This window comes from Bradyrhizobium sp. USDA 4510 (genome assembly GCF_054059095.1).
The window spans coordinates 9264328-9280756 of the sequence record NZ_JBSSBT010000001.1; the positions used below are offsets into that span (position 1 = coordinate 9264328).

The following is a 16429-nucleotide window of genomic DNA, read 5'->3' on the forward strand; positions in this document are numbered from 1 at the left end:
CGTCCCGTCCGATGACGAGGAGCCACGTCCGCCATCGCGAGAGCGATGAAGCCAAGGCGCGCTGGATCGCCGCCCGCTACGGCGTCTATCGGCAACCGCACGTTCATCGCCGCCGCGACAAACGTCCCGTCCGTCGAAGCGCGCCATGGAGCCGCGATCAAGATCCACCGTTGGCATCCGGAACCTAAATTTCTTTCGCGCCCCCTGTCGGCAGCGGGCATAATCGTTCGTTCTTGCAATGAACGGAGATGCCTTTTCGATGCTGTACGCCATCCTCTGCTATCATGACGAAGACATGGTCGGCTCCTGGAGCAAGGAACACGACGCCTCCGTCATGCAGAAACTGTCCGTCGTGCAGGACAAGCTCGCCAAGCAGGGCAAGCTCGGCCCGGTGGCGCGGCTGTTGCCGACCACCGCGGCCACCACGCTGCGCAAGGAAAACCCGCCGCTGGTGCTGGACGGCCCGTTCGCCGAAACCAAGGAACAGCTGCTCGGCTTCTATCTGGTCGAGGGCAAGAACCTCGACGAGGTGCTCGACATCGCGCGCGACCTCGGCGAGGCCAATCCCGGCGGCACCTATGAGATCCGCCCGGTCGGCTACTTCAATCAGGGAGGTACCAAGGCGTGAGCGTGACCGACACCGCCTGGATCGATGCTGCGTTGACGTCCGCGCGTCCCCAGGCGGTCGGCGCCCTGCTGCGCTACTTCCGCAATCTCGACACCGCCGAGGAGGCGTTCCAGAACGCCTGCCTGCGGGCGCTCAAGAGCTGGCCGCAGAACGGCCCGCCGCGCGATCCCGCGGCGTGGCTGATCATGGTCGGCCGCAACGTCGCGATCGACGAGGTCCGCCGCAACAAGAAGCAGCAGCCGCTGCCCGACGACGACCAGGCGATCTCCGACCTCGACGACGCCGAGGACGAGATCGCCGAGCGGCTCGACGGCTCGCATTACCGCGACGACATCCTGCGGCTGCTGTTCATCTGCTGTCACAAGGATCTGCCGGCGACGCAGCAGATCGCGCTCGCGCTGCGCATCGTCTCAGGTCTCACGGTGAAGCAGATCGCGCGCGCCTTCCTGGTCTCGGAAGCCGCGATGGAGCAGCGCATTACGCGGGCCAAGGCGCGCGTCGCCGATGCCGACGTGCCGTTCGAGACGCCTGGCGCGGTCGAGCGCAGCGAGCGGCTCGCCTCGGTCGCGGCGATGATCTATCTGATCTTCAACGAGGGCTATTCGGCGAGCGGCGACACCGCCGAAATCCGCGCGCCACTGTGCGAGGAGGCGATTCGTCTCGCCCGCCTGCTGCTGCGGCTGTTCCAGAGCGAGCCGGAGATCATGGGGCTGACGGCGTTGTTGTTGCTGCAGCATGCCCGCGCCGAGGCGCGCTTCGATGCCGATGGCCAGGTGATCCTGCTCGACGACCAGGACCGCAGCCTGTGGAATCAGAAGCAGATTGCCGAGGGCCTCGCGCTGATCGACAAGGCGATGCGCCACCGCCGCAGCGGGCCGTATCAGGTGCAGGCGGCGATCGCAGCGCTGCACGCCCGTGCGGAAAAGCCCGAGGATACCGACTGGACCCAGATCGATCTGCTGTACGGCGCGCTCGAGGTCATGCAGCCGTCGCCGGTGATCACGCTCAACCGCGCCGTTGCGGTCTCCAAGGTAAAGGGGCCGGAAGCCGCGCTCGAGATGATCGAGCCCTTGGCGCCGCGGCTTGCCAACTACTTCCACTATTTCGGCGTCCGCGGCGCCTTCCTGATGCAGCTCGGCCGCAACGAGGACGCCCGCATCGCCTTCGACCGCGCCATCGCGCTCGCCAACACCACAGCCGAAGCCGCCCACATCCGCATGCATATCGACCGCCTGATGCGCGACAGCCAGCCGCGCAACGCGAAGGCGAAGTAGCGGTCAGCAACAGCGCACCGGCATACTCGCTGCACCTCCCCCGCGAGCGCAGGGCTATCGCATATGGCTGGCGGTCATGACGACGTGGAAACGTCGCGTACAGAAGCGCGCGAATGCCGTATGCCCCCGGGGGGCGAGCGTGCGTCTGCGCGATTTCGGAATATTGGAAAAATATCCCTGAGTTGCCCGACGTGTCAAGCAGCCCGGTCGGCCGCCGGCTACTTTGCATGGGGTTGTTTTCGATATTTTGGCAACGCGCCTCCCCCGCGAGTGCAGGGCAATCGCATATGGGCTCGATAGCTCCACAAACTCGTCATGCCCGGCCTTGTGCCGGGCATCCACGTCTTGGTTCGGGAGAGGGAGCTTGTCGCAGCTCTCAATCGACTCTGCCTGACTTCCGAAAAAATCTTCGCCCGCCTTGTCGGCCGCGTACTCCGCCGTTCGTCATGAAGGCAGAGAGCATCACCAAGCGTTACGGAGCCTGTCATGCCGACGACCGTCGACACCGAAGTCTCAAAGCCCGCCCGCATCACCGGCCGTGTCATGAGCGGCATGGTCGTCCTGTTCCTGCTGTTCGACGGCGCGATCAAGCTGGTGCCGTTGTCGGTCGTCACCGAGACCATGGACAGGATGGGCTTCGGCGCGAGCGATGCGCTGGCGCGCAGCCTCGGCATCATCACCATCGTCTGCACGCTGCTCTACTCGGTGCCGCCGACCTCGATCCTCGGCGCCATCCTGCTCACCGGCTATCTCGGCGGCGCGATCGCATCGCATGTGCGGATCGGCAGCCCGCTGTTCACCCACACGCTGTTCGGGCTCTATCTCGGCCTGATGCTGTGGGGCGGGCTCTATCTGCGCGACGGCAATCTGCGCGCAATGCTTCCATTTCGCCGGTGAGGTATTGTTCAATCCATCCCTGTGGAGACTGACATGTTCGAGACCATTGCCATCATCGCGATTGTCCTCGGCGTCGCGATCGCCGTCATCCTCATCCTCGCGGTAACCAAGCCGGGCACGCTCCGCGTCACGCGTGCGATCTGCATCGACGCGCCGGCCGAGCGGATATTTCCATTGATCGACGATTTCCATCAGTGGACGCTCTGGTCGCCCTACGAGAACCGGGATCCGGCCATGAAGCGCATCTACAGCGGCGCCGGTGCGCGGGCAGGGTGCGGCCTACGCCTGGGACGGCAACAAGAATGTCGGCGCCGGCCGCATGGAGATCCTGCAATCCTCCGCGCCGTCGAAGATCGTCATCAAGCTCGACTTCATCAAGCCGTTCGAAGGCCACAACACCGCCGAGTTCACAATGCTGCCGCAGGGAAATGCGACCAGCGTCACATGGACCATGTATGGTCCGGCCGTCTTCATGTCGAAGGTGATGCAGGTGTTCATGAACCTGGATCGCATGATCGGCAGGGATTTCGAGGTCGGTCTCGCCAATCTGAAGAAGCTGACTGAAAAGTAGCGCGTTTTCGAGCGAGGTGGTTACCGGTTCGTGTCGGGAAAACGCGTCAAGATGACAATCCGGAGCCCTCGTTCCGGTACCACCGGGGCGAGGCTCGAATGACCCAAGGGAGCATGCAATGCAGGTCAACCCCTATCTCTCCTACGACGGCAATTGCGGCGCCGCGCTGAAATTCTACGAGAAGGTTCTCGGCGCCCGGATCGAGGACACCTTCCCCTACGGCGAGGGCAGTGCGGAGATGCAGACGCCGCCCGGCTGGAAAGACAAGATCATGCACGCCCGCCTCACGATCGACGGCGAGATCATCATGGCCTCCGACGCCCCGCCCGGCCACTTCCAGAAGCCGCAGGGCTTCCACGTCGCGTTGCAGGTCGAGGATCCCGCGGAAGCCGAACGCCGCTTCAAGGCGCTGTCCGAGGGCGGCACGGTGACGATGCCGTTCGGCAAGACCTTCTTCTCCAACGGCTTCGGCATGTGCGTCGATCAGTTCGGCATCCCCTGGATGGTGAACTGCCCGCAGGGGATGTAGGCCGCGCAGGTTCTGTTCGCTCGCGCTCACGGAGATTGTGCGTGCCGGCTATCCACGTCATTGCGAGCCCACGGGTCGCGCGTAAGCGCGCCTGATGACAGGCTCCGCGAAGCAATTCATCGCTCCGCAAGCGGGGACATGGATTGCTTCGTCGCTTCGCTCCTCGCAATGACCGTGTAATTTGCCGCTACCTGCACCGCGGATAGATCGCCGCGAGCTCGCGGCCGCGCAGCAATAGCAGGCGCGAGGTCAGGCCGCCGCGGCGGGCGATCCAGCCGCGCACCGGTGCCGGATAGGCTTGCAGCACCGCCACGGACGCTTCCGGCTCTGCATAGGTGCGGCCGCGCTGGTCGATCGAGCGCGCGGCGTGGAAGCCGAGCACGGCGCGCCGCGTCACGCAGATGCGGTCGCCCGGCACCATCGAGAGTACCAGGGTGCAGGCGGACAAGCAGGGCCCGTCGATCACGACGCGCTCGCCCGACTCGCGCACCTTGTCGAACAGCTCGATGAACGGGCCGACCTGCCCGCCGGGGCTGGCGAGGATACGAACATCGGCTTGCGCGCAGCTAACCGTTGCGCAGAGAGCTGCCGCCGCGACAAGTATTTTCATGCGCGCAATCCCTGCCACGATGCGATCGAGGTGCCGCCGCATCTGAAGCCGGAAGGCTCGCGCCGGAATGGGGCATCGTCAAGACCGATGTCCCGGTTGCGACAGCACGTGGCTCAGGCCGCGCGGTTCTTGAGCGACCCCCACGATCGCAGTGAGCACGGCGCCGGCAACGCCGCCGCCGGCGACCTGGCCGATGATGCTGCCGATGTCAGGCGTCGCGCCGGAATTGGCGAGCAGCGGGATCAGCATGCCCAGAAGCTGTCCGCCCGCACCGCCGCCGATGGCGCCTGCGATGGTGTTACCGAGCGTGCCGAGATCGATGTTCTTGGCCGCTCCCGCCGCGACATTGCCGCCGACGGCTCCGCTGATGACCTGAATGATCAGATTGATGAGAACGCCCGACATGAGGTGATTTCTCCCCGGTATCTGGTTCAGCACGGCTGAGACGCCAGCCGGCGTCCCACCGCCGCGAAGGTTAGGCCTCCAACGTGCAGAGGTCATGCTACACACGCGAAGATTGTCAACCCGCGCCGACGCTATGCACCGGCTTTTTTGAGGGAACCCTCCGGCTCTCCCGGGAGCCTCAGTCAGCGTCGGAGACGCCGGCCTCGGCAAAGGTCGCCATGCCGCCATGACAGGCGAGCGCCGCGCGCAACAGCAGGATCGCAACCCCCGCGCCGGAGCCTTCGCCGAGCCGCATGTTAAGGTCGAGCAAGGGGGCGAGCTCGAGCTCGCGCAGCAATTCGCGGTGGCCAAGCTCGGCCGACACATGTCCGGCGCGGCAATGCGCGAGGCTATCGGGCGCAAGCCGCGCCAGCGGCAGCACCGCCGCTGTCGCCACGAAGCCGTCGAGCAGCACCGGAATGCAGCGTGCGCGCGCTGCCAGCACGGCCCCCGCGATCGCCGCGAGCTCGCGTCCGCCGAGCGACATCGCGGTGACGAGCGGATCGTCGATCGCGCCGCGATGCAGCTTGAGCGCCGCATCGATCGTGGTGCGCTTGCGTATCAGCCCGGCATCGTCGACGCCGGTGCCGCGGCCGGCCCAGCGCACTCCGCGCCCGCCCATCAAGGCGGCGCACAGCGTCGCGGCGACCGTGGTGTTGGCGATGCCCATCTCGCCGACCACGAGCAGATCGCATTGCTCGGGCACCGTGCGCCAGCCGGTATCGAGCGCGACGAGGAAATCGGCGGCGTCCATCGCCGGTCCGGTCGTGAAATCGCGGGTCGGGCGCGCCAGCTCGAGCGGCTCGACGCGCAGCTCGGCGCCGGCAAGCCTGGCGATCTGGTTGATCGCAGCGCCGCCGGCGGCGAAGTTCGCCACCATCTGCGCGGTGACCTCGGAGGGATAGGCTGAAACGCCGCGCTCGGCGATGCCGTGATTGCCGGCGAACACGGCGATCGTGACGTGGTCGAGCCGGGGCATCTCACGCCGCTGCCAGCGCGCCAGCCAGATCGTAACCTCCTCCAGGCGGCCGAGGCTTCCCGGCGGCTTGGTCAGGTTCTGCTGGCGCTGCGTGGCGGCCGCGGCACTGGCCTCGTCGCCCTGCGGCAGGTCGCGACAAAAGCCGCGGATGTCGTCTAGAGTACTGAACTGCATGCGATTCCCTCGTCGAGCGGGCCGCAAGCTAATGCATGATCCGGAAACGTGTGAAGCGGTTTTCCCTCGCGACAAATGCGTAGCATTTGCGCGGAGATCATGCCCTAACAAGAAGCTAAAGCGCGATCAGATCGAGCCCGATCTCGTCGCGCTTTAGCCCAATTTCCAGGCCTTCACCATGAATCAATGGCTCGACGATCTCCGGACCGCGACCGCCTTCCTGACCCGCCTGCCGATGCCGCATCCGGACGGCGCGCGGACGGAGAGCTTTGCGCGGGCGCAGCGGCTGTTTCCCCTGGTCGGGGCCGCCATCGGGGCGGCGATCGGCCTGTTTTGCCTGCTGCTGCGGGCGATCGGTGTGCCGGATCTCGCCGCGGCGGCGCTCGCGCTCGGCGGCGGTGCGCTGCTCACCGGCGCGCTGCATGAGGACGGGCTCGCCGATGTCGCCGACGGGTTCGGCGGCGGCCGCGATGTCGCGACCAAGCTCGAGATCATGCGTGACAGCCGGCTTGGCACTTACGGCGCGCTGGCGCTGGTGGTGAGCTTTGCCGCCAAGCTCGCGGCTCTCGCGGCAATTCCGAATGGTCTCGTGGTGCAGAGCCTGATCGCGGCGCACGCGCTGGGCCGCGGCGTGCTGCCATGGATTGCGATCAGCCAGCCTTACGCGCGCAAGGACGGGCTCGCCGCCAATGCCGGAAGGCCTGATGGGACCATTGCCGTGGTCGCGGCCGGCATCGCGCTGCTGATCGCAATCCTCGCCTTGCCGTTCAGCAGCGCGCTGCTGGGGGCGATCGCGGCCGCTGTGAGCGCGCTGGTCATGGCGCTCGTGGCAAAGCGGCAGATCGGCGGCCAGACCGGCGATGTGCTTGGCGGTGCGGAGCAGGTAGCGGAAACCACGATCCTGGTACTGCTCGCGGCGCGGTTAGGTTAGAGCGTTTTCGAGCGAAGTGGAGACCGGTTCGCGTGAAGAAAACGCGTCAAAATGAAAGCGTGAGCGGAACATGGATCGCGAAACGCGTTTCTGGCTGATCCGTCATGCGCCGGTGGACGGTCCGCGCGGCGTGATCCACGCGCCGGATGCGCCCGCCGACCTCGGCGATGCCGCGGCATTCGCGTCGTTGCAGGCGAGACTGCCGGCCCACGCTCGCGCGGTCTGCAGTCCGGCGCGGCGCACCCGTGAGACCGCAGCAAAGCTCGGTCTCACGGCAACGGAGGACGACGCCTTTCGCGAGCAGGATTTTGGCGATTGGACCGGCCGGCGTCACAGCGAGATCGAAGCCGAGCTCGGCGCGGCCTATCGCGCGTTCTGGCAATCGCCGGGCAGCAACCGGCCGCCGCGCGGCGAAAGCTTTGCCGATCAGATCGCGCGGGCGCGGGCAGGGCTCGCGCGTCTGCCGTCCGGCGACGTCGTACTGGTCGTGCATTCCGGCACCATTCGCGCGATCCTTGCGATCGCGCTCGAGCTTGCCCCGGAGCTCGCGCTGCGCTTCGTCATCGATCCGCTGTCATTGACGCGGATCGACCGGCTGCCGGATGCCTGGCGTGTGGTCGCGGTGAACGGGCGCTGATAGCGCAGTGACTCTGCTTTACCTCGCCCCGCGTGCGGGGAGAGGTCGGAACGCATCGACAGATGCGTTCCGGGCGAGGGGGAGTCTCCGCGAGGCTAACTGGTACTGCGCGCGCGGAGAGGGCCCCTCACCCAAACCTTCTCCCCGTAAGAACGGGGCGAGGGAGTGCAGTCCCGTCGCGGTGTGACATTAGTTCGTTCGATCAACCGTTACCCATTCCGTCGCGCGCCGCGCAGGGTCGGCAGGCCGATGCCGGCGGCGTCGAAGCCGCCGTCGACGGCGAGGATCTGTCCGGTGATGTAGCTGGCGCGATCCGAGCACAGGAAGAAGATCGCTTCCGCCAGCTCCTCCTCCAGCCCATAGCGGTTGAGCGGGATGGCGTCATGATAGTCGGCGCGGATCTCCGGCGTGTGGACGGCCTTGGCCATCGCGGTCTCGACCGGCCCGGGCGCGACGCCGTTGACGCGGATGCCGAGCGAGGCGAGTTCGACCGCGAGCTGCTTGGTGAGATGCGCGAGGCCGGCCTTGCTGGTGCCGTAAGCCGAGCGCAGCGTCGAGGCGCGCACCGCCGAGATCGAGGTGATGTTGACGATTGCACCGCCGCCATGTTCCCGCATTAACGGCGCGGCCGCCTTGGTGCACAGGAACGGGCCGGTGAGGTTGACCGCCATGATCCGGCTCCAGTCGGCGTCCGAGGTCTCCAGCACCGGCGTGAACACGGCAATGCCGGCATTGTTGACCAGCGCGTCGAGCCGGCCGAACCGGTCCGTGATCGCAGAGATCGCGGCTGCCACGCCAGCGGCATCTGATACGTCGCAGGTGAGCGCCAGCGTGTCGTCGGGCTGCTTCAGCGCCGCGACCGCCGCGCGCAGCAATTCGCCCTCGATGTCGAGCAGCGCGACGCGCCAGCCGTCGGCGAGAAAGCGTTTCGCCGCGGCAAGCCCGATGCCACGCGCGGCGCCGGTCACGAGTGCGACTTTGGGGGAAGCGGAATTCATCGGATGGTCCATCGGTTCGGGCAGGAAGTCCCGACCGTCTGCGACCTTTACTCCGACGTGTCAACCCGACGGCGACACGCGGCATGCTCTCTCTCCGTCACCCTGAGGCGCGAGCGTAGCGAGCCTCGAAGGGTGCACGGCCACCAGCCGGGGAGTGTGGAGTATCGGCTTCCTACGGCACGCCGACCCTCTCGCCGCAATCCTGAAGAGCCCGCAAAGCGGCGCGTCTCGAAGGATGCACGGCCCCCAGCCCGGGCCGCCCATCCTTCGAGGATCGCACCGTGGCTTACGCTGCGAGTTCGGCAGAGGCGCGCTGCATGTTGGTGGACATGTCCTGCGTCACGATGCTCTGCTCCTCGACCGCGGCGGCGGTGGAGGTGATGTATTCGTTGACGCCGGCGATCGCCGCCTTGATCTCGGACAGCGAGCTCACGACTTCGGCGGCGATCGAGTTCAGCGCGTCGATTTCCGAGGAGATCGTGTCGGTCGCCTGCTTGGCCTGATTGGCGAGGCTCTTCACCTCGGAGGCAACCACCGCGAAGCCGCGGCCGGCTTCGCCGGCGCGCGCCGACTCGATCGTGGCGTTGAGCGCCAACAGGTTGATTTGCCCGGTGATGCTCGAGATCATCTCGACGATGCCGCTCATCGCCTGAGCTGCCGCATTGAGCTTCTGCGCCTGTCCGTCGGCAGCCTCGACCCGGCCGGTGGCGACCGCGGCGTTCTGCTTCGACTTGGTCATGGTTTCCGAGATCTCGCGGATCGAGGCGCTCATCTCCTCGCTGCCGGCGGCGACCGCCTCGATCAGGCCGCGCGCGCTGTCGGCCTTCTTGCGGCCGATCGCCTGCGCGGTGATGTCGGTGGCGTACTTCACCACCTTGTAGGGCTTGCCGTTGAGATCGAGGATCGGGTTGTAGGAGGCCTGGATCCAGATCTCGCGGCCGCCCTTGGCGATACGCTTGTATTCGGCGGCCTGGAATTCGCCGCGGTTCAGCGCGCCCCAGAACTCGCGGTAGCCGGCCGCGCTCGCCTCAGTGGGCTCGACAAACATGCTGTGATGCTTGCCCTGGATCTCGGCAAGCGAATACCCCATCGCGGCGAGGAAGTTCGGGTTCGCGGTGCGGATCGTGCCATCCATGTTGAACTCGATCACCGCCTGCGACTTGCCGATCGCATCGATCTGGCCGTCATTGTCGGCGGTTTTCACCTTCTGCTGGGTGACGTCGGTGGCGAACTTGACGACCTTGAACGGCTTGCCGCGATCGTCGAGGATCGGGTTGTAGGTGGCGAGGATCCAGATTTCCTTGCCGCCCTTGCCGAGCCGCTTGAATTCGCCGGCCTCGAACGTGCCCCGGTTCAGCCGTGCCCAGAAGTCGCGATAGGCCGCGCTGTCGCGGTCGGCCGGCGGCACGAACATGCTGTGGTGCTTGCCCTGGATCTCGGCGAGCGAGTAGCCGAGCGCGCTTAGAAAATTCTCGTTGGCATTGACGATGGTGCCGTCCATGTCGAACTCGATCACCGCCTGCGCCCGGCCGATCGCGGCGATCTTGCCGGCATCCTCCATGCTGTGGATCTTCTGTGCGGTGATGTCGGTGGCGAACTTGATCACGCCGACCGGCTTGCCACCCTTGTCAAGGATCGGGTTGTAGGAGGCCTGGATCCAGATCTCGCGGCCGCCCTTGGCGATGCGCCTGTATTGCGCGGCCTGGAATTCGCCGCGGTTCAGGTCGGCCCAGACCGCGCGATAGTCCTGGCTGTCGCGCGTGGCCGGATCGACGAACATGCTGTGGTGCTTGCCCTTGATCTCATCGAGCGTGTAGTCCATCGCATTCAGGAAGTTCTCGTTGGCGTCGACGATCGTGCCGTCGAGCTTGAACTCGATCACCGCCTGCGACTTGCCGATCGCGGCAGTCTGCGCCAGCGCATTCTCGATCTTGGCCTTGTTGCTGAAACTGAACATCAGGGCTCCGTGAAGGTCCAAATAAAAGGGATGGGGAAAAGCGGATCGCGGCAACTCACGGAAAGGTTGCAGCGAGCCGTTTAGCATCGGTAAAGCCTGTTGCTCGCGCGCGCTTGGCACGAACTGCATAACGCCAAGTTCCGCGCATGCATCCGCCTCAATTCGCAAAGGTTTTTTTCAGAGTGCACGTTATCATCCACGGGCAGCACGCGATGTTCACCGTAATCATACGGACGAAAATCGATGATGACTTTCGTCTGATGCGGGGTGATTGAAACGCGGCTAGTTCAGCGATGCTGATGGACCTATTACGAAGCCTGATATCGCCGGCCGCTTTTCACCGATCGATGCAGCGACGTGATTCGCGTGCTCGATGAATGTGCGTCGCGTTCGATGCTTGGTCCACGCCCGCCGACCGCAATAAGTATCGCCATAAAAATATCACGGCAAGAGATGTCGGAAGGGCGGTCCCGGCCTCGTCCTCCGGTCACTCATTCCATGATGGAGTTCCGATGTCGCTTACCCTGCATTACCATCCGCTGTCCTCGTTCTGCTGGAAGGCGCTGATTGCGCTCTACGAGAACGGCACGCCATTCACGCCGAACGTGGTCAATCTCGGCGATCCTGCCGAGCGCGCGGCGCTGCTCGCGCTGTCGCCGATCGGCCGCTTTCCCGTGCTCCGCGACGAGACGCGGGATGAGACGGTGCCGGAATCGAGCATCGTCATCGAATATCTCGACCGGCATTATCCCGGTGCCGTCAGGCTGATCCCCGAGGACCCGGACCTCGCGCTGCAAATCCGGCTGCGCGATCGCTTCCTCGATCTCTATGTCCACCTGCCGATGCAGAAGGTCGTCGGCGACCGGCTGCGGCCTGCGGACAGCAAGGATCCGCATGGCGTCGCCGAGGCGCGGGCGCAACTCCGCACCTCCTATGCGATCCTGGATCAGCAGCTCGATCCGCAACGCGCGCGTGGCGGCTGGATGATGGGCGAGCATTTCTCGTTGGCCGATTGCGCGGCCGCGCCGACGATGTTCTACGGCAACAAGGTCGAGCCGTTCGGAGATGGCCATCGGCATCTGGCCGCCTATCTCGAGCGGCTGATGGCGCGGCCGTCCTTCGCGCGCGTGCTGAGGGAGGCCGAGCCCTATTTCGGCATGTTCCCGCGGGAAACCTGACGCAAGCCGGCCTCCGACCCGGTTCCAAAAATAAATCGTGGCGGGATGTCGCTTTCGCGCCGCCCCGTTCGTCATCTCGCTGAGGCCCGGGTTTCCGGAGCGCCGGCCGCTCCGGGGCCCCGGGCGATACGTGTGGGAGACGACATGGCTGCAGCTGGCAACAGGGCGGAGATCATCCGCTCCCTCTTCGCCGCCTACCTCGCCAATGACCGCGCGAGCGTGGAGGCGGCGTTCGCCGAGGATTTCCGCTTCTCGACGCCCTATGGCGAGAACATCGACAAGCCGACCTATTTCGCCAAGTGCTGGCGCGACTCCGGCTGGATCGGCCGCCACGAGATCGAGCGCATCATGGTCGACGGCGTCGAGGCCTTCGTCACCTATCGCTGCGTCGCCCGCGACGGCAAGAGCTTTCGCAACACCGAGTTCTTCGTGTTCGACGGCGACAAGGTGTCGCGCATCGACGTCTATTTCGGCCCGTCGCACCAGGACGGCGAACTTGTCAGGCAAGACCGCTGAGGGCTGTGGCGAGCGATGCAATGACCTCCCAAATAATTTCGCTTGGCCTGTCGGCGTGGCAAGCCCCGCGTCGTCCTTGAGACGAGCACCGGAGATACCGGCAAAGCAGCTGAATACAAGACAACGGAGCAGGACGATGAAGTTCATGGTGATCGTGAAGGCGAACAGGGACACCGAGGCCGGCGTGATGCCGAGCACCGAGCTGCTCGCGGCGATGGGCAAGTTCAACGAGGAGATGGTCAAGGCCGGCGTTATGCAGGCCGGCGAGGGGCTGCATCCGACCAGCAAGGGTGCCCGCGTCAAATATGCCGGCGGGCAGAGCACGGTGTCGCGCGGCCCGTTCGGCCTGAGCAGCGATCTGGTCGCCGGCTTCTGGCTGATCGAGACCAAGTCGCTCGATGAAGCGATCGACTGGATGAAGCGCGCGCCGTTCGACGGCGGCTCCGAGATCGAAATCCGCCAGGTGTTTGCCGCGGAGGATTTCGGCGAGGCGCTGACGCCCGAGCTGCGCGAGCGGGGAGAGCGCCTGCGTGCGCAGGTGGGCAAGAAATGACACCCGACGTCATTCCGCGATATCGCACCGGCGATGCGCCCGGAATACATGATCATCGTCGCAAGTCGTGGATTCCGGGCCGGCGCCGCGTGGGGCTTCCCGGCATGACGAGGGTGAAGATTGCGAGTTACTCAACAGGCAAGGAAGTCCGACCAATGCGTTTCATGATGCTGATGATCCCGCTCGGCTACGAGTCCGCGCCGGCCAAGCTCGAGCTCGACCCCGAACGGGTCGCCGCGATGATGCGGTACAATCAGGCGCTGAAGGACGCCGGCGTGCTGATCACGCTGGAAGGCCTGCATCCGCCGGCCGCCGGCGCGCGCGTCAAGTTCGACACCGGCGTGCCGGTCGTGATCGACGGCCCGTTCACCGAGGCCAAGGAAGTGATCGGCGGCTTCTGGATGATCGAGGTCGCCTCGCGCGCCGAGGCAATCGAATGGGCCAGGAAGTGCCCGGCCACCGCGAACGAGATGATCGAGATCCGCCAGGTGCAGGAGATGGCCGATTTCTCCGAAGAGGTGCAGCAGGCGGCCGCCACCTTCGAGCATCCGCAGGGCGGCTGGGGCAAGGCGCTGCGCTGAACATTCAACGAGAAACGATGCCGCTTCAAAGCGTCACCGTATCACCGAACCATCGTCCACCAACAACGACCACAACGGAGACGCAACATGAGCACCAACACCTTCCTCGCCGTCTATCTCGGCGGCGGTAAAACCGGCTCGCGGATGGCAGCCTGGAACGCGCTGCCCGAGGCCGAACGCCGTGCCAAGGAGCAGCAGGGCATGGCGGCCTGGGGCGCCTGGGTCGAGAAGCATCATGACGTGATCGTCGAGATGGGCGGACCGCTCGGCAAGACCAAGCAGGTCGGGCAGGGCGGCGTCACCGACATCGCCAATCTGATGACCGGTTTCACCGTGGTGCGCGCGCCCTCGCATGAAGCGGCGGCAAAGCTGTTCGAGAACCACCCGCATTTCTCGATCTTCCCGGGCGAGGCCGTGGAGATCATGCCGGTGCTACCGATCCCGGGCCGCTAAGGCGGGAGAATTCACCTCCCCTTGAAAAGGGGGTCGCTTTGCTCGCCAGAGCAAAGCGGGTGGGATCTGCTCTCCCCGCATACAGCGTCGACTGCGGCTGACCCCCTTTCAGGGGGAAGGAGAAGATCGAGCCATGCTTGAGCCGGGCTACTGCCGTCAAGCGCGTGCAGCGAGGCCGCGTCACACCCGTTAATCTTGATTGACGCGGCGCCGCCCCGCTAGTGACCTTTACCGCGGGCTCATGTAAAAGCCGTTCACATGAGCTGGCGCAAGGACCAAGGCCGCGCCGAGCGCGGCTATCATCACGGCAATCTCAAAGAGGCGTTGCTGCAGGCCGCCCTCGACCTGATCTCGAAGAAGGGGCCGGCCGGCTTCACCTTCGCCGATGCCGCGCGGATGGCCGGCGTCAGCCCGGCCGCGCCGTACCGCCACTTCCGCGACCGCGACGAGTTGATCGCCAGCATCGCGCAGCGCGGCTTCGAGCAGTTCGAATCGCTGCTGACGCAGGCCTGGGACGACGGCCGCCCCGATACCGTCACGGCGTTCGAGCGGGTCGGCAAGGCCTATCTCGCCTTCGCCCGCGAGGAGCCCGCGTTCTATTCCGCGATGTTCGAATCCGGCCTGCCGGTCGATTCCAATCCGACCTTGATGGCCGCAAGCGAGCGCGCCTTCGCGATCATCCGCGCCGCCGCCGAGCGGCTCGCGGCACTGGCGCCGCCCGGCATGCCGCGTCCGCCGGCGATGATGATGGCGCTACACATCTGGGCGATGTCGCACGGCGTCGCTTCGCTGTTCGGCCGCGGCGATGCCGCGCGGCGCAAGCTGCCGATGTCGCCGGAGGATCTGCTCGAGGCCGAAGTGCTGATCTATCTGCGCGGCCTCGGCTTCCCGACCGACCGCCGGCCTGGAACCGCGGCCGCCGACGACAAGCCGGCCGGCGAAAGGTCTGGTCCCTGGGGCAAGCCGAAATAAGGTTCAACGGCCAAGCCAAAAATAATCCGAGGGGTGCGTCACCCGCGCTGCTTGACTTTCCCAAGGGATCGGCTACCTATGTAAATGTTATTTACATTCACAACGGCGTGATGCCGTGATGGAGAAGGAAATGGCCTACACCGCTGATGTCAATCGCTGGCGCGGCCCCGTCGAAGAGCCCTACCGTCCCTACTTCTACGCGACGCCGTGGCATCCCCTGAAGATCGCCGGGATCATCCTCGGCTTCATGATCTGGTGGCCGATCGGCCTCGCCCTTCTCTTTTTCACACTCGGGAGCAGAAAGATGGCCTGTTGGAGTCACAACGACATGGATCGCTGGCAGAACAAGATGGAGCGGATGCAGGACAAGATGGAGCGGATGAAGAGCCGCATGGAGCGCCGCGGCTTCCCGTTCGGCGGCTTCGGTCCGCCCTCCAGCGGCAACCGTGCCTTCGACGAGTACCGCCAGGACACGCTGCGCCGTCTCGAGGAGGAGCAGGTCGAGTTCAAGAACTTCCTCGATCGCCTGCGCCACGCCAAGGACAAGGAAGAGTTCGACGCCTTCATGGCGCAGCACAAGACCCGTCCGACCCCGCCGACCGACCAGCCGCCGCAGAGCTGATCGCGCGAGGCAAGCGCTAGCCTTCAGGCGATGTGCCCCCATAGAACCTGATGGCCCTGAGCCGCCCGTTTGCGATGAGCAAGCGGGCGGTTTGCATTTTGGGATGGTGACGCCCACTCTATCGTTTGGGATCCGGACGATGAGGTGAAGACTATGGCGGGATCAGCGACAGTGACGGCCGGCGAGCTCTGGCTTGCGATCCGGCGCGAGGCGGAGGCGGCGATCGCTGCCGATCCATTCCTCGAGGCGTCGGCCGCCTTCATTCTCGATCAGGGCGACCTCGGCGGGGCGCTCGCTTTTCTGATCGGCCGGCATATCAGCCGCGCGGAAGAGGATCGCGCACAGTTCGCGCGGACCGCCCGCGAAGCCTATGCGGCCGAGCCCGTGCTGGTCGATGCCGCGGCCACCGATCTCACGGCCATCGTGCGCCGTGATCCCGCGATCACGGGCTTCCTGCCGCCGCTGCTCAACTTCAAGGGCTTCGTCGCGCTGCAGGCCTGGCGGGTGTCGAACTGGCTGTGGCGCCAGGACCGCCCCGACCTTGCGCTCATGATGCAAAGCGCGACGGCGGACCAATTGCAGATCAGCATTCACCCGTCGGCCCGGATTGGAACGGCGGTTTTCCTCGATCACGGCACCGGCATCATCATCGGCGCGCTGGCCTCGGTCGGCGACGAGGTCACGATTTTGCAGAACGTCACCATCGCGCGGCATCAGGATGATCCGCGCCGCGCGCCGAAGATCGGCCACGGCGTGCTGCTCAGCGCCGGCGCCACGGTGATCGGACATCTCTCGATCGGCGATTTCGCCAGGATCGGCGCCGGCGCGCTGGTGACGACGGATGTGCCCGCCGGCTGCACCGCCATCGGCGTGCCCGCGCGGCTGACCAATTGCGCGGAGGCGGGCACGCTTTCGTGAGGTGAGC

The 16429-nt window shown here is 65.6% G+C and carries 19 protein-coding genes and 1 pseudogene; 15 read left to right on the forward strand and 5 right to left on the reverse strand.

Annotation, left to right across the window (positions count from 1 at the left end; genetic code table 11):
* Positions 1-259: 259 nt before the first annotated feature.
* From ACVMDN_RS43115 to ACVMDN_RS43135, 5 genes and pseudogenes are all read left to right on the forward strand, one after another.
* Positions 260-628, forward strand: coding sequence for a YciI family protein (locus tag ACVMDN_RS43115; RefSeq protein ID WP_028332829.1), 369 nt, complete (start codon positions 260-262; stop codon positions 626-628).
* Positions 625-1902: an RNA polymerase sigma factor gene (locus tag ACVMDN_RS43120; protein WP_076827735.1), complete on the forward strand. Its 1278-nt coding sequence runs from the start codon at positions 625-627 to the stop codon at positions 1900-1902. Before ACVMDN_RS43115 ends, ACVMDN_RS43120 begins: the two co-directional genes overlap by 4 nt.
* 486 nt (positions 1903-2388) lie before the next feature.
* A complete protein-coding gene (locus tag ACVMDN_RS43125; RefSeq protein ID WP_076827733.1) occupies positions 2389-2799 on the forward strand; it encodes a DoxX family protein in 411 nt (136 codons plus the stop codon).
* A gap of 33 nt (positions 2800-2832) precedes the next feature.
* Positions 2833-3370 (forward strand): annotated as a pseudogene (locus tag ACVMDN_RS43130) (SRPBCC family protein).
* Between the two features lie 118 nt (positions 3371-3488).
* Positions 3489-3899, forward strand: a complete 411-nt coding sequence (locus ACVMDN_RS43135; RefSeq protein ID WP_028343957.1) for a VOC family protein — start codon at positions 3489-3491, stop codon at positions 3897-3899.
* Between the two features lie 187 nt (positions 3900-4086).
* Here the strand turns inward: ACVMDN_RS43135 and ACVMDN_RS43140 are convergent, their stop codons facing one another.
* From ACVMDN_RS43140 to cobT, 3 genes are all read right to left on the reverse strand, one after another.
* Positions 4087-4509, reverse strand: coding sequence for a S49 family peptidase domain-containing protein (locus ACVMDN_RS43140; RefSeq protein ID WP_057016263.1), 423 nt, complete (start codon positions 4507-4509; stop codon positions 4087-4089).
* 78 nt (positions 4510-4587) lie between these two features.
* Positions 4588-4914, reverse strand: a complete 327-nt coding sequence (locus ACVMDN_RS43145) for a hypothetical protein (RefSeq protein WP_076827729.1) — start codon at positions 4912-4914, stop codon at positions 4588-4590.
* A gap of 178 nt (positions 4915-5092) precedes the next feature.
* Positions 5093-6106, reverse strand: a complete 1014-nt coding sequence (cobT, locus tag ACVMDN_RS43150) for a nicotinate-nucleotide--dimethylbenzimidazole phosphoribosyltransferase (protein WP_076827727.1) — start codon at positions 6104-6106, stop codon at positions 5093-5095.
* Positions 6107-6284: 178 nt separating this feature from the next.
* Between cobT and cobS the strand changes: the two genes are divergently transcribed.
* Both cobS and ACVMDN_RS43160 read left to right on the forward strand, forming a co-directional pair.
* Complete coding sequence (gene cobS / locus ACVMDN_RS43155) at positions 6285-7037, forward strand: adenosylcobinamide-GDP ribazoletransferase (protein ID WP_076827725.1); 753 nt, start codon at positions 6285-6287, stop codon at positions 7035-7037.
* A gap of 70 nt (positions 7038-7107) precedes the next feature.
* Positions 7108-7674 carry a histidine phosphatase family protein gene (locus tag ACVMDN_RS43160; RefSeq protein WP_057016219.1) on the forward strand — a complete coding sequence of 189 codons (567 nt, stop codon included), beginning with the start codon at positions 7108-7110 and terminating at the stop codon, positions 7672-7674.
* A gap of 209 nt (positions 7675-7883) precedes the next feature.
* Here ACVMDN_RS43160 and ACVMDN_RS43165 read toward each other — a convergent pair whose 3' ends face one another.
* Both ACVMDN_RS43165 and ACVMDN_RS43170 read right to left on the reverse strand, forming a co-directional pair.
* A complete protein-coding gene (locus tag ACVMDN_RS43165) occupies positions 7884-8672 on the reverse strand; it encodes an SDR family NAD(P)-dependent oxidoreductase (protein ID WP_028341382.1) in 789 nt (262 codons plus the stop codon).
* Between the two features lie 286 nt (positions 8673-8958).
* Complete coding sequence (locus ACVMDN_RS43170; RefSeq protein ID WP_076827723.1) at positions 8959-10629, reverse strand: methyl-accepting chemotaxis protein; 1671 nt, start codon at positions 10627-10629, stop codon at positions 8959-8961.
* 512 nt (positions 10630-11141) lie between these two features.
* Here ACVMDN_RS43170 and ACVMDN_RS43175 point away from each other — a divergent pair.
* The 8 genes from ACVMDN_RS43175 (at position 11142) to ACVMDN_RS43210 (ending at position 16422) form a co-directional block, all read left to right on the forward strand.
* On the forward strand, positions 11142-11807 hold the full coding sequence (locus ACVMDN_RS43175) for a glutathione S-transferase family protein (RefSeq protein ID WP_076827721.1): 666 nt from the start codon (positions 11142-11144) through the stop codon (positions 11805-11807).
* Between the two features lie 144 nt (positions 11808-11951).
* Positions 11952-12323 (forward strand): nuclear transport factor 2 family protein, encoded by a 372-nt coding sequence (locus ACVMDN_RS43180; RefSeq protein WP_076827720.1) that lies wholly within the window; start codon positions 11952-11954, stop codon positions 12321-12323.
* A 136-nt stretch (positions 12324-12459) separates the two neighbouring features.
* Positions 12460-12876, forward strand: coding sequence for a YciI family protein (locus ACVMDN_RS43185; RefSeq protein ID WP_057016223.1), 417 nt, complete (start codon positions 12460-12462; stop codon positions 12874-12876).
* Positions 12877-13031: 155 nt separating this feature from the next.
* Positions 13032-13457, forward strand: a complete 426-nt coding sequence (locus ACVMDN_RS43190) for a YciI family protein (protein ID WP_028332843.1) — start codon at positions 13032-13034, stop codon at positions 13455-13457.
* An 87-nt stretch (positions 13458-13544) separates the two neighbouring features.
* Positions 13545-13910, forward strand: a complete 366-nt coding sequence (locus ACVMDN_RS43195) for a YciI family protein (protein WP_057016224.1) — start codon at positions 13545-13547, stop codon at positions 13908-13910.
* A 258-nt stretch (positions 13911-14168) separates the two neighbouring features.
* Positions 14169-14882, forward strand: coding sequence for a TetR/AcrR family transcriptional regulator (locus ACVMDN_RS43200; RefSeq protein ID WP_050385230.1), 714 nt, complete (start codon positions 14169-14171; stop codon positions 14880-14882).
* Between the two features lie 130 nt (positions 14883-15012).
* Complete coding sequence (locus ACVMDN_RS43205; protein WP_076827785.1) at positions 15013-15504, forward strand: DUF2852 domain-containing protein; 492 nt, start codon at positions 15013-15015, stop codon at positions 15502-15504.
* A gap of 153 nt (positions 15505-15657) precedes the next feature.
* The gene (locus ACVMDN_RS43210; RefSeq protein WP_057016225.1) at positions 15658-16422 is read left to right on the forward strand and encodes a serine O-acetyltransferase; all 765 of its coding nucleotides are present in this window, start codon (positions 15658-15660) and stop codon (positions 16420-16422) included.
* Positions 16423-16429 lie beyond the last annotated feature (7 nt).

Coding starts and splice junctions, on each gene's coding strand:
- ACVMDN_RS43210 (WP_057016225.1), top strand. CDS start 15,658: ATGGCGGGATCAGCGACAGTGACGGCCGGCGAGCTCTGGCTTGCGATC.
- ACVMDN_RS43185 (WP_057016223.1), top strand. CDS start 12,460: ATGAAGTTCATGGTGATCGTGAAGGCGAACAGGGACACCGAGGCCGGC.
- ACVMDN_RS43195 (WP_057016224.1), top strand. CDS start 13,545: ATGAGCACCAACACCTTCCTCGCCGTCTATCTCGGCGGCGGTAAAACC.
- cobT (WP_076827727.1), bottom strand. CDS start 6,106: ATGCAGTTCAGTACTCTAGACGACATCCGCGGCTTTTGTCGCGACCTG.
- ACVMDN_RS43125 (WP_076827733.1), top strand. CDS start 2,389: ATGCCGACGACCGTCGACACCGAAGTCTCAAAGCCCGCCCGCATCACC.
- cobS (WP_076827725.1), top strand. CDS start 6,285: ATGAATCAATGGCTCGACGATCTCCGGACCGCGACCGCCTTCCTGACC.
- ACVMDN_RS43115 (WP_028332829.1), top strand. CDS start 260: ATGCTGTACGCCATCCTCTGCTATCATGACGAAGACATGGTCGGCTCC.
- ACVMDN_RS43165 (WP_028341382.1), bottom strand. CDS start 8,672: ATGAATTCCGCTTCCCCCAAAGTCGCACTCGTGACCGGCGCCGCGCGT.
- ACVMDN_RS43160 (WP_057016219.1), top strand. CDS start 7,108: ATGGATCGCGAAACGCGTTTCTGGCTGATCCGTCATGCGCCGGTGGAC.
- ACVMDN_RS43140 (WP_057016263.1), bottom strand. CDS start 4,509: ATGAAAATACTTGTCGCGGCGGCAGCTCTCTGCGCAACGGTTAGCTGC.
- ACVMDN_RS43145 (WP_076827729.1), bottom strand. CDS start 4,914: ATGTCGGGCGTTCTCATCAATCTGATCATTCAGGTCATCAGCGGAGCC.
- ACVMDN_RS43200 (WP_050385230.1), top strand. CDS start 14,169: ATGAGCTGGCGCAAGGACCAAGGCCGCGCCGAGCGCGGCTATCATCAC.
- ACVMDN_RS43180 (WP_076827720.1), top strand. CDS start 11,952: ATGGCTGCAGCTGGCAACAGGGCGGAGATCATCCGCTCCCTCTTCGCC.
- ACVMDN_RS43190 (WP_028332843.1), top strand. CDS start 13,032: ATGCGTTTCATGATGCTGATGATCCCGCTCGGCTACGAGTCCGCGCCG.
- ACVMDN_RS43175 (WP_076827721.1), top strand. CDS start 11,142: ATGTCGCTTACCCTGCATTACCATCCGCTGTCCTCGTTCTGCTGGAAG.
- ACVMDN_RS43170 (WP_076827723.1), bottom strand. CDS start 10,629: ATGTTCAGTTTCAGCAACAAGGCCAAGATCGAGAATGCGCTGGCGCAG.
- ACVMDN_RS43205 (WP_076827785.1), top strand. CDS start 15,013: ATGGCCTACACCGCTGATGTCAATCGCTGGCGCGGCCCCGTCGAAGAG.
- ACVMDN_RS43135 (WP_028343957.1), top strand. CDS start 3,489: ATGCAGGTCAACCCCTATCTCTCCTACGACGGCAATTGCGGCGCCGCG.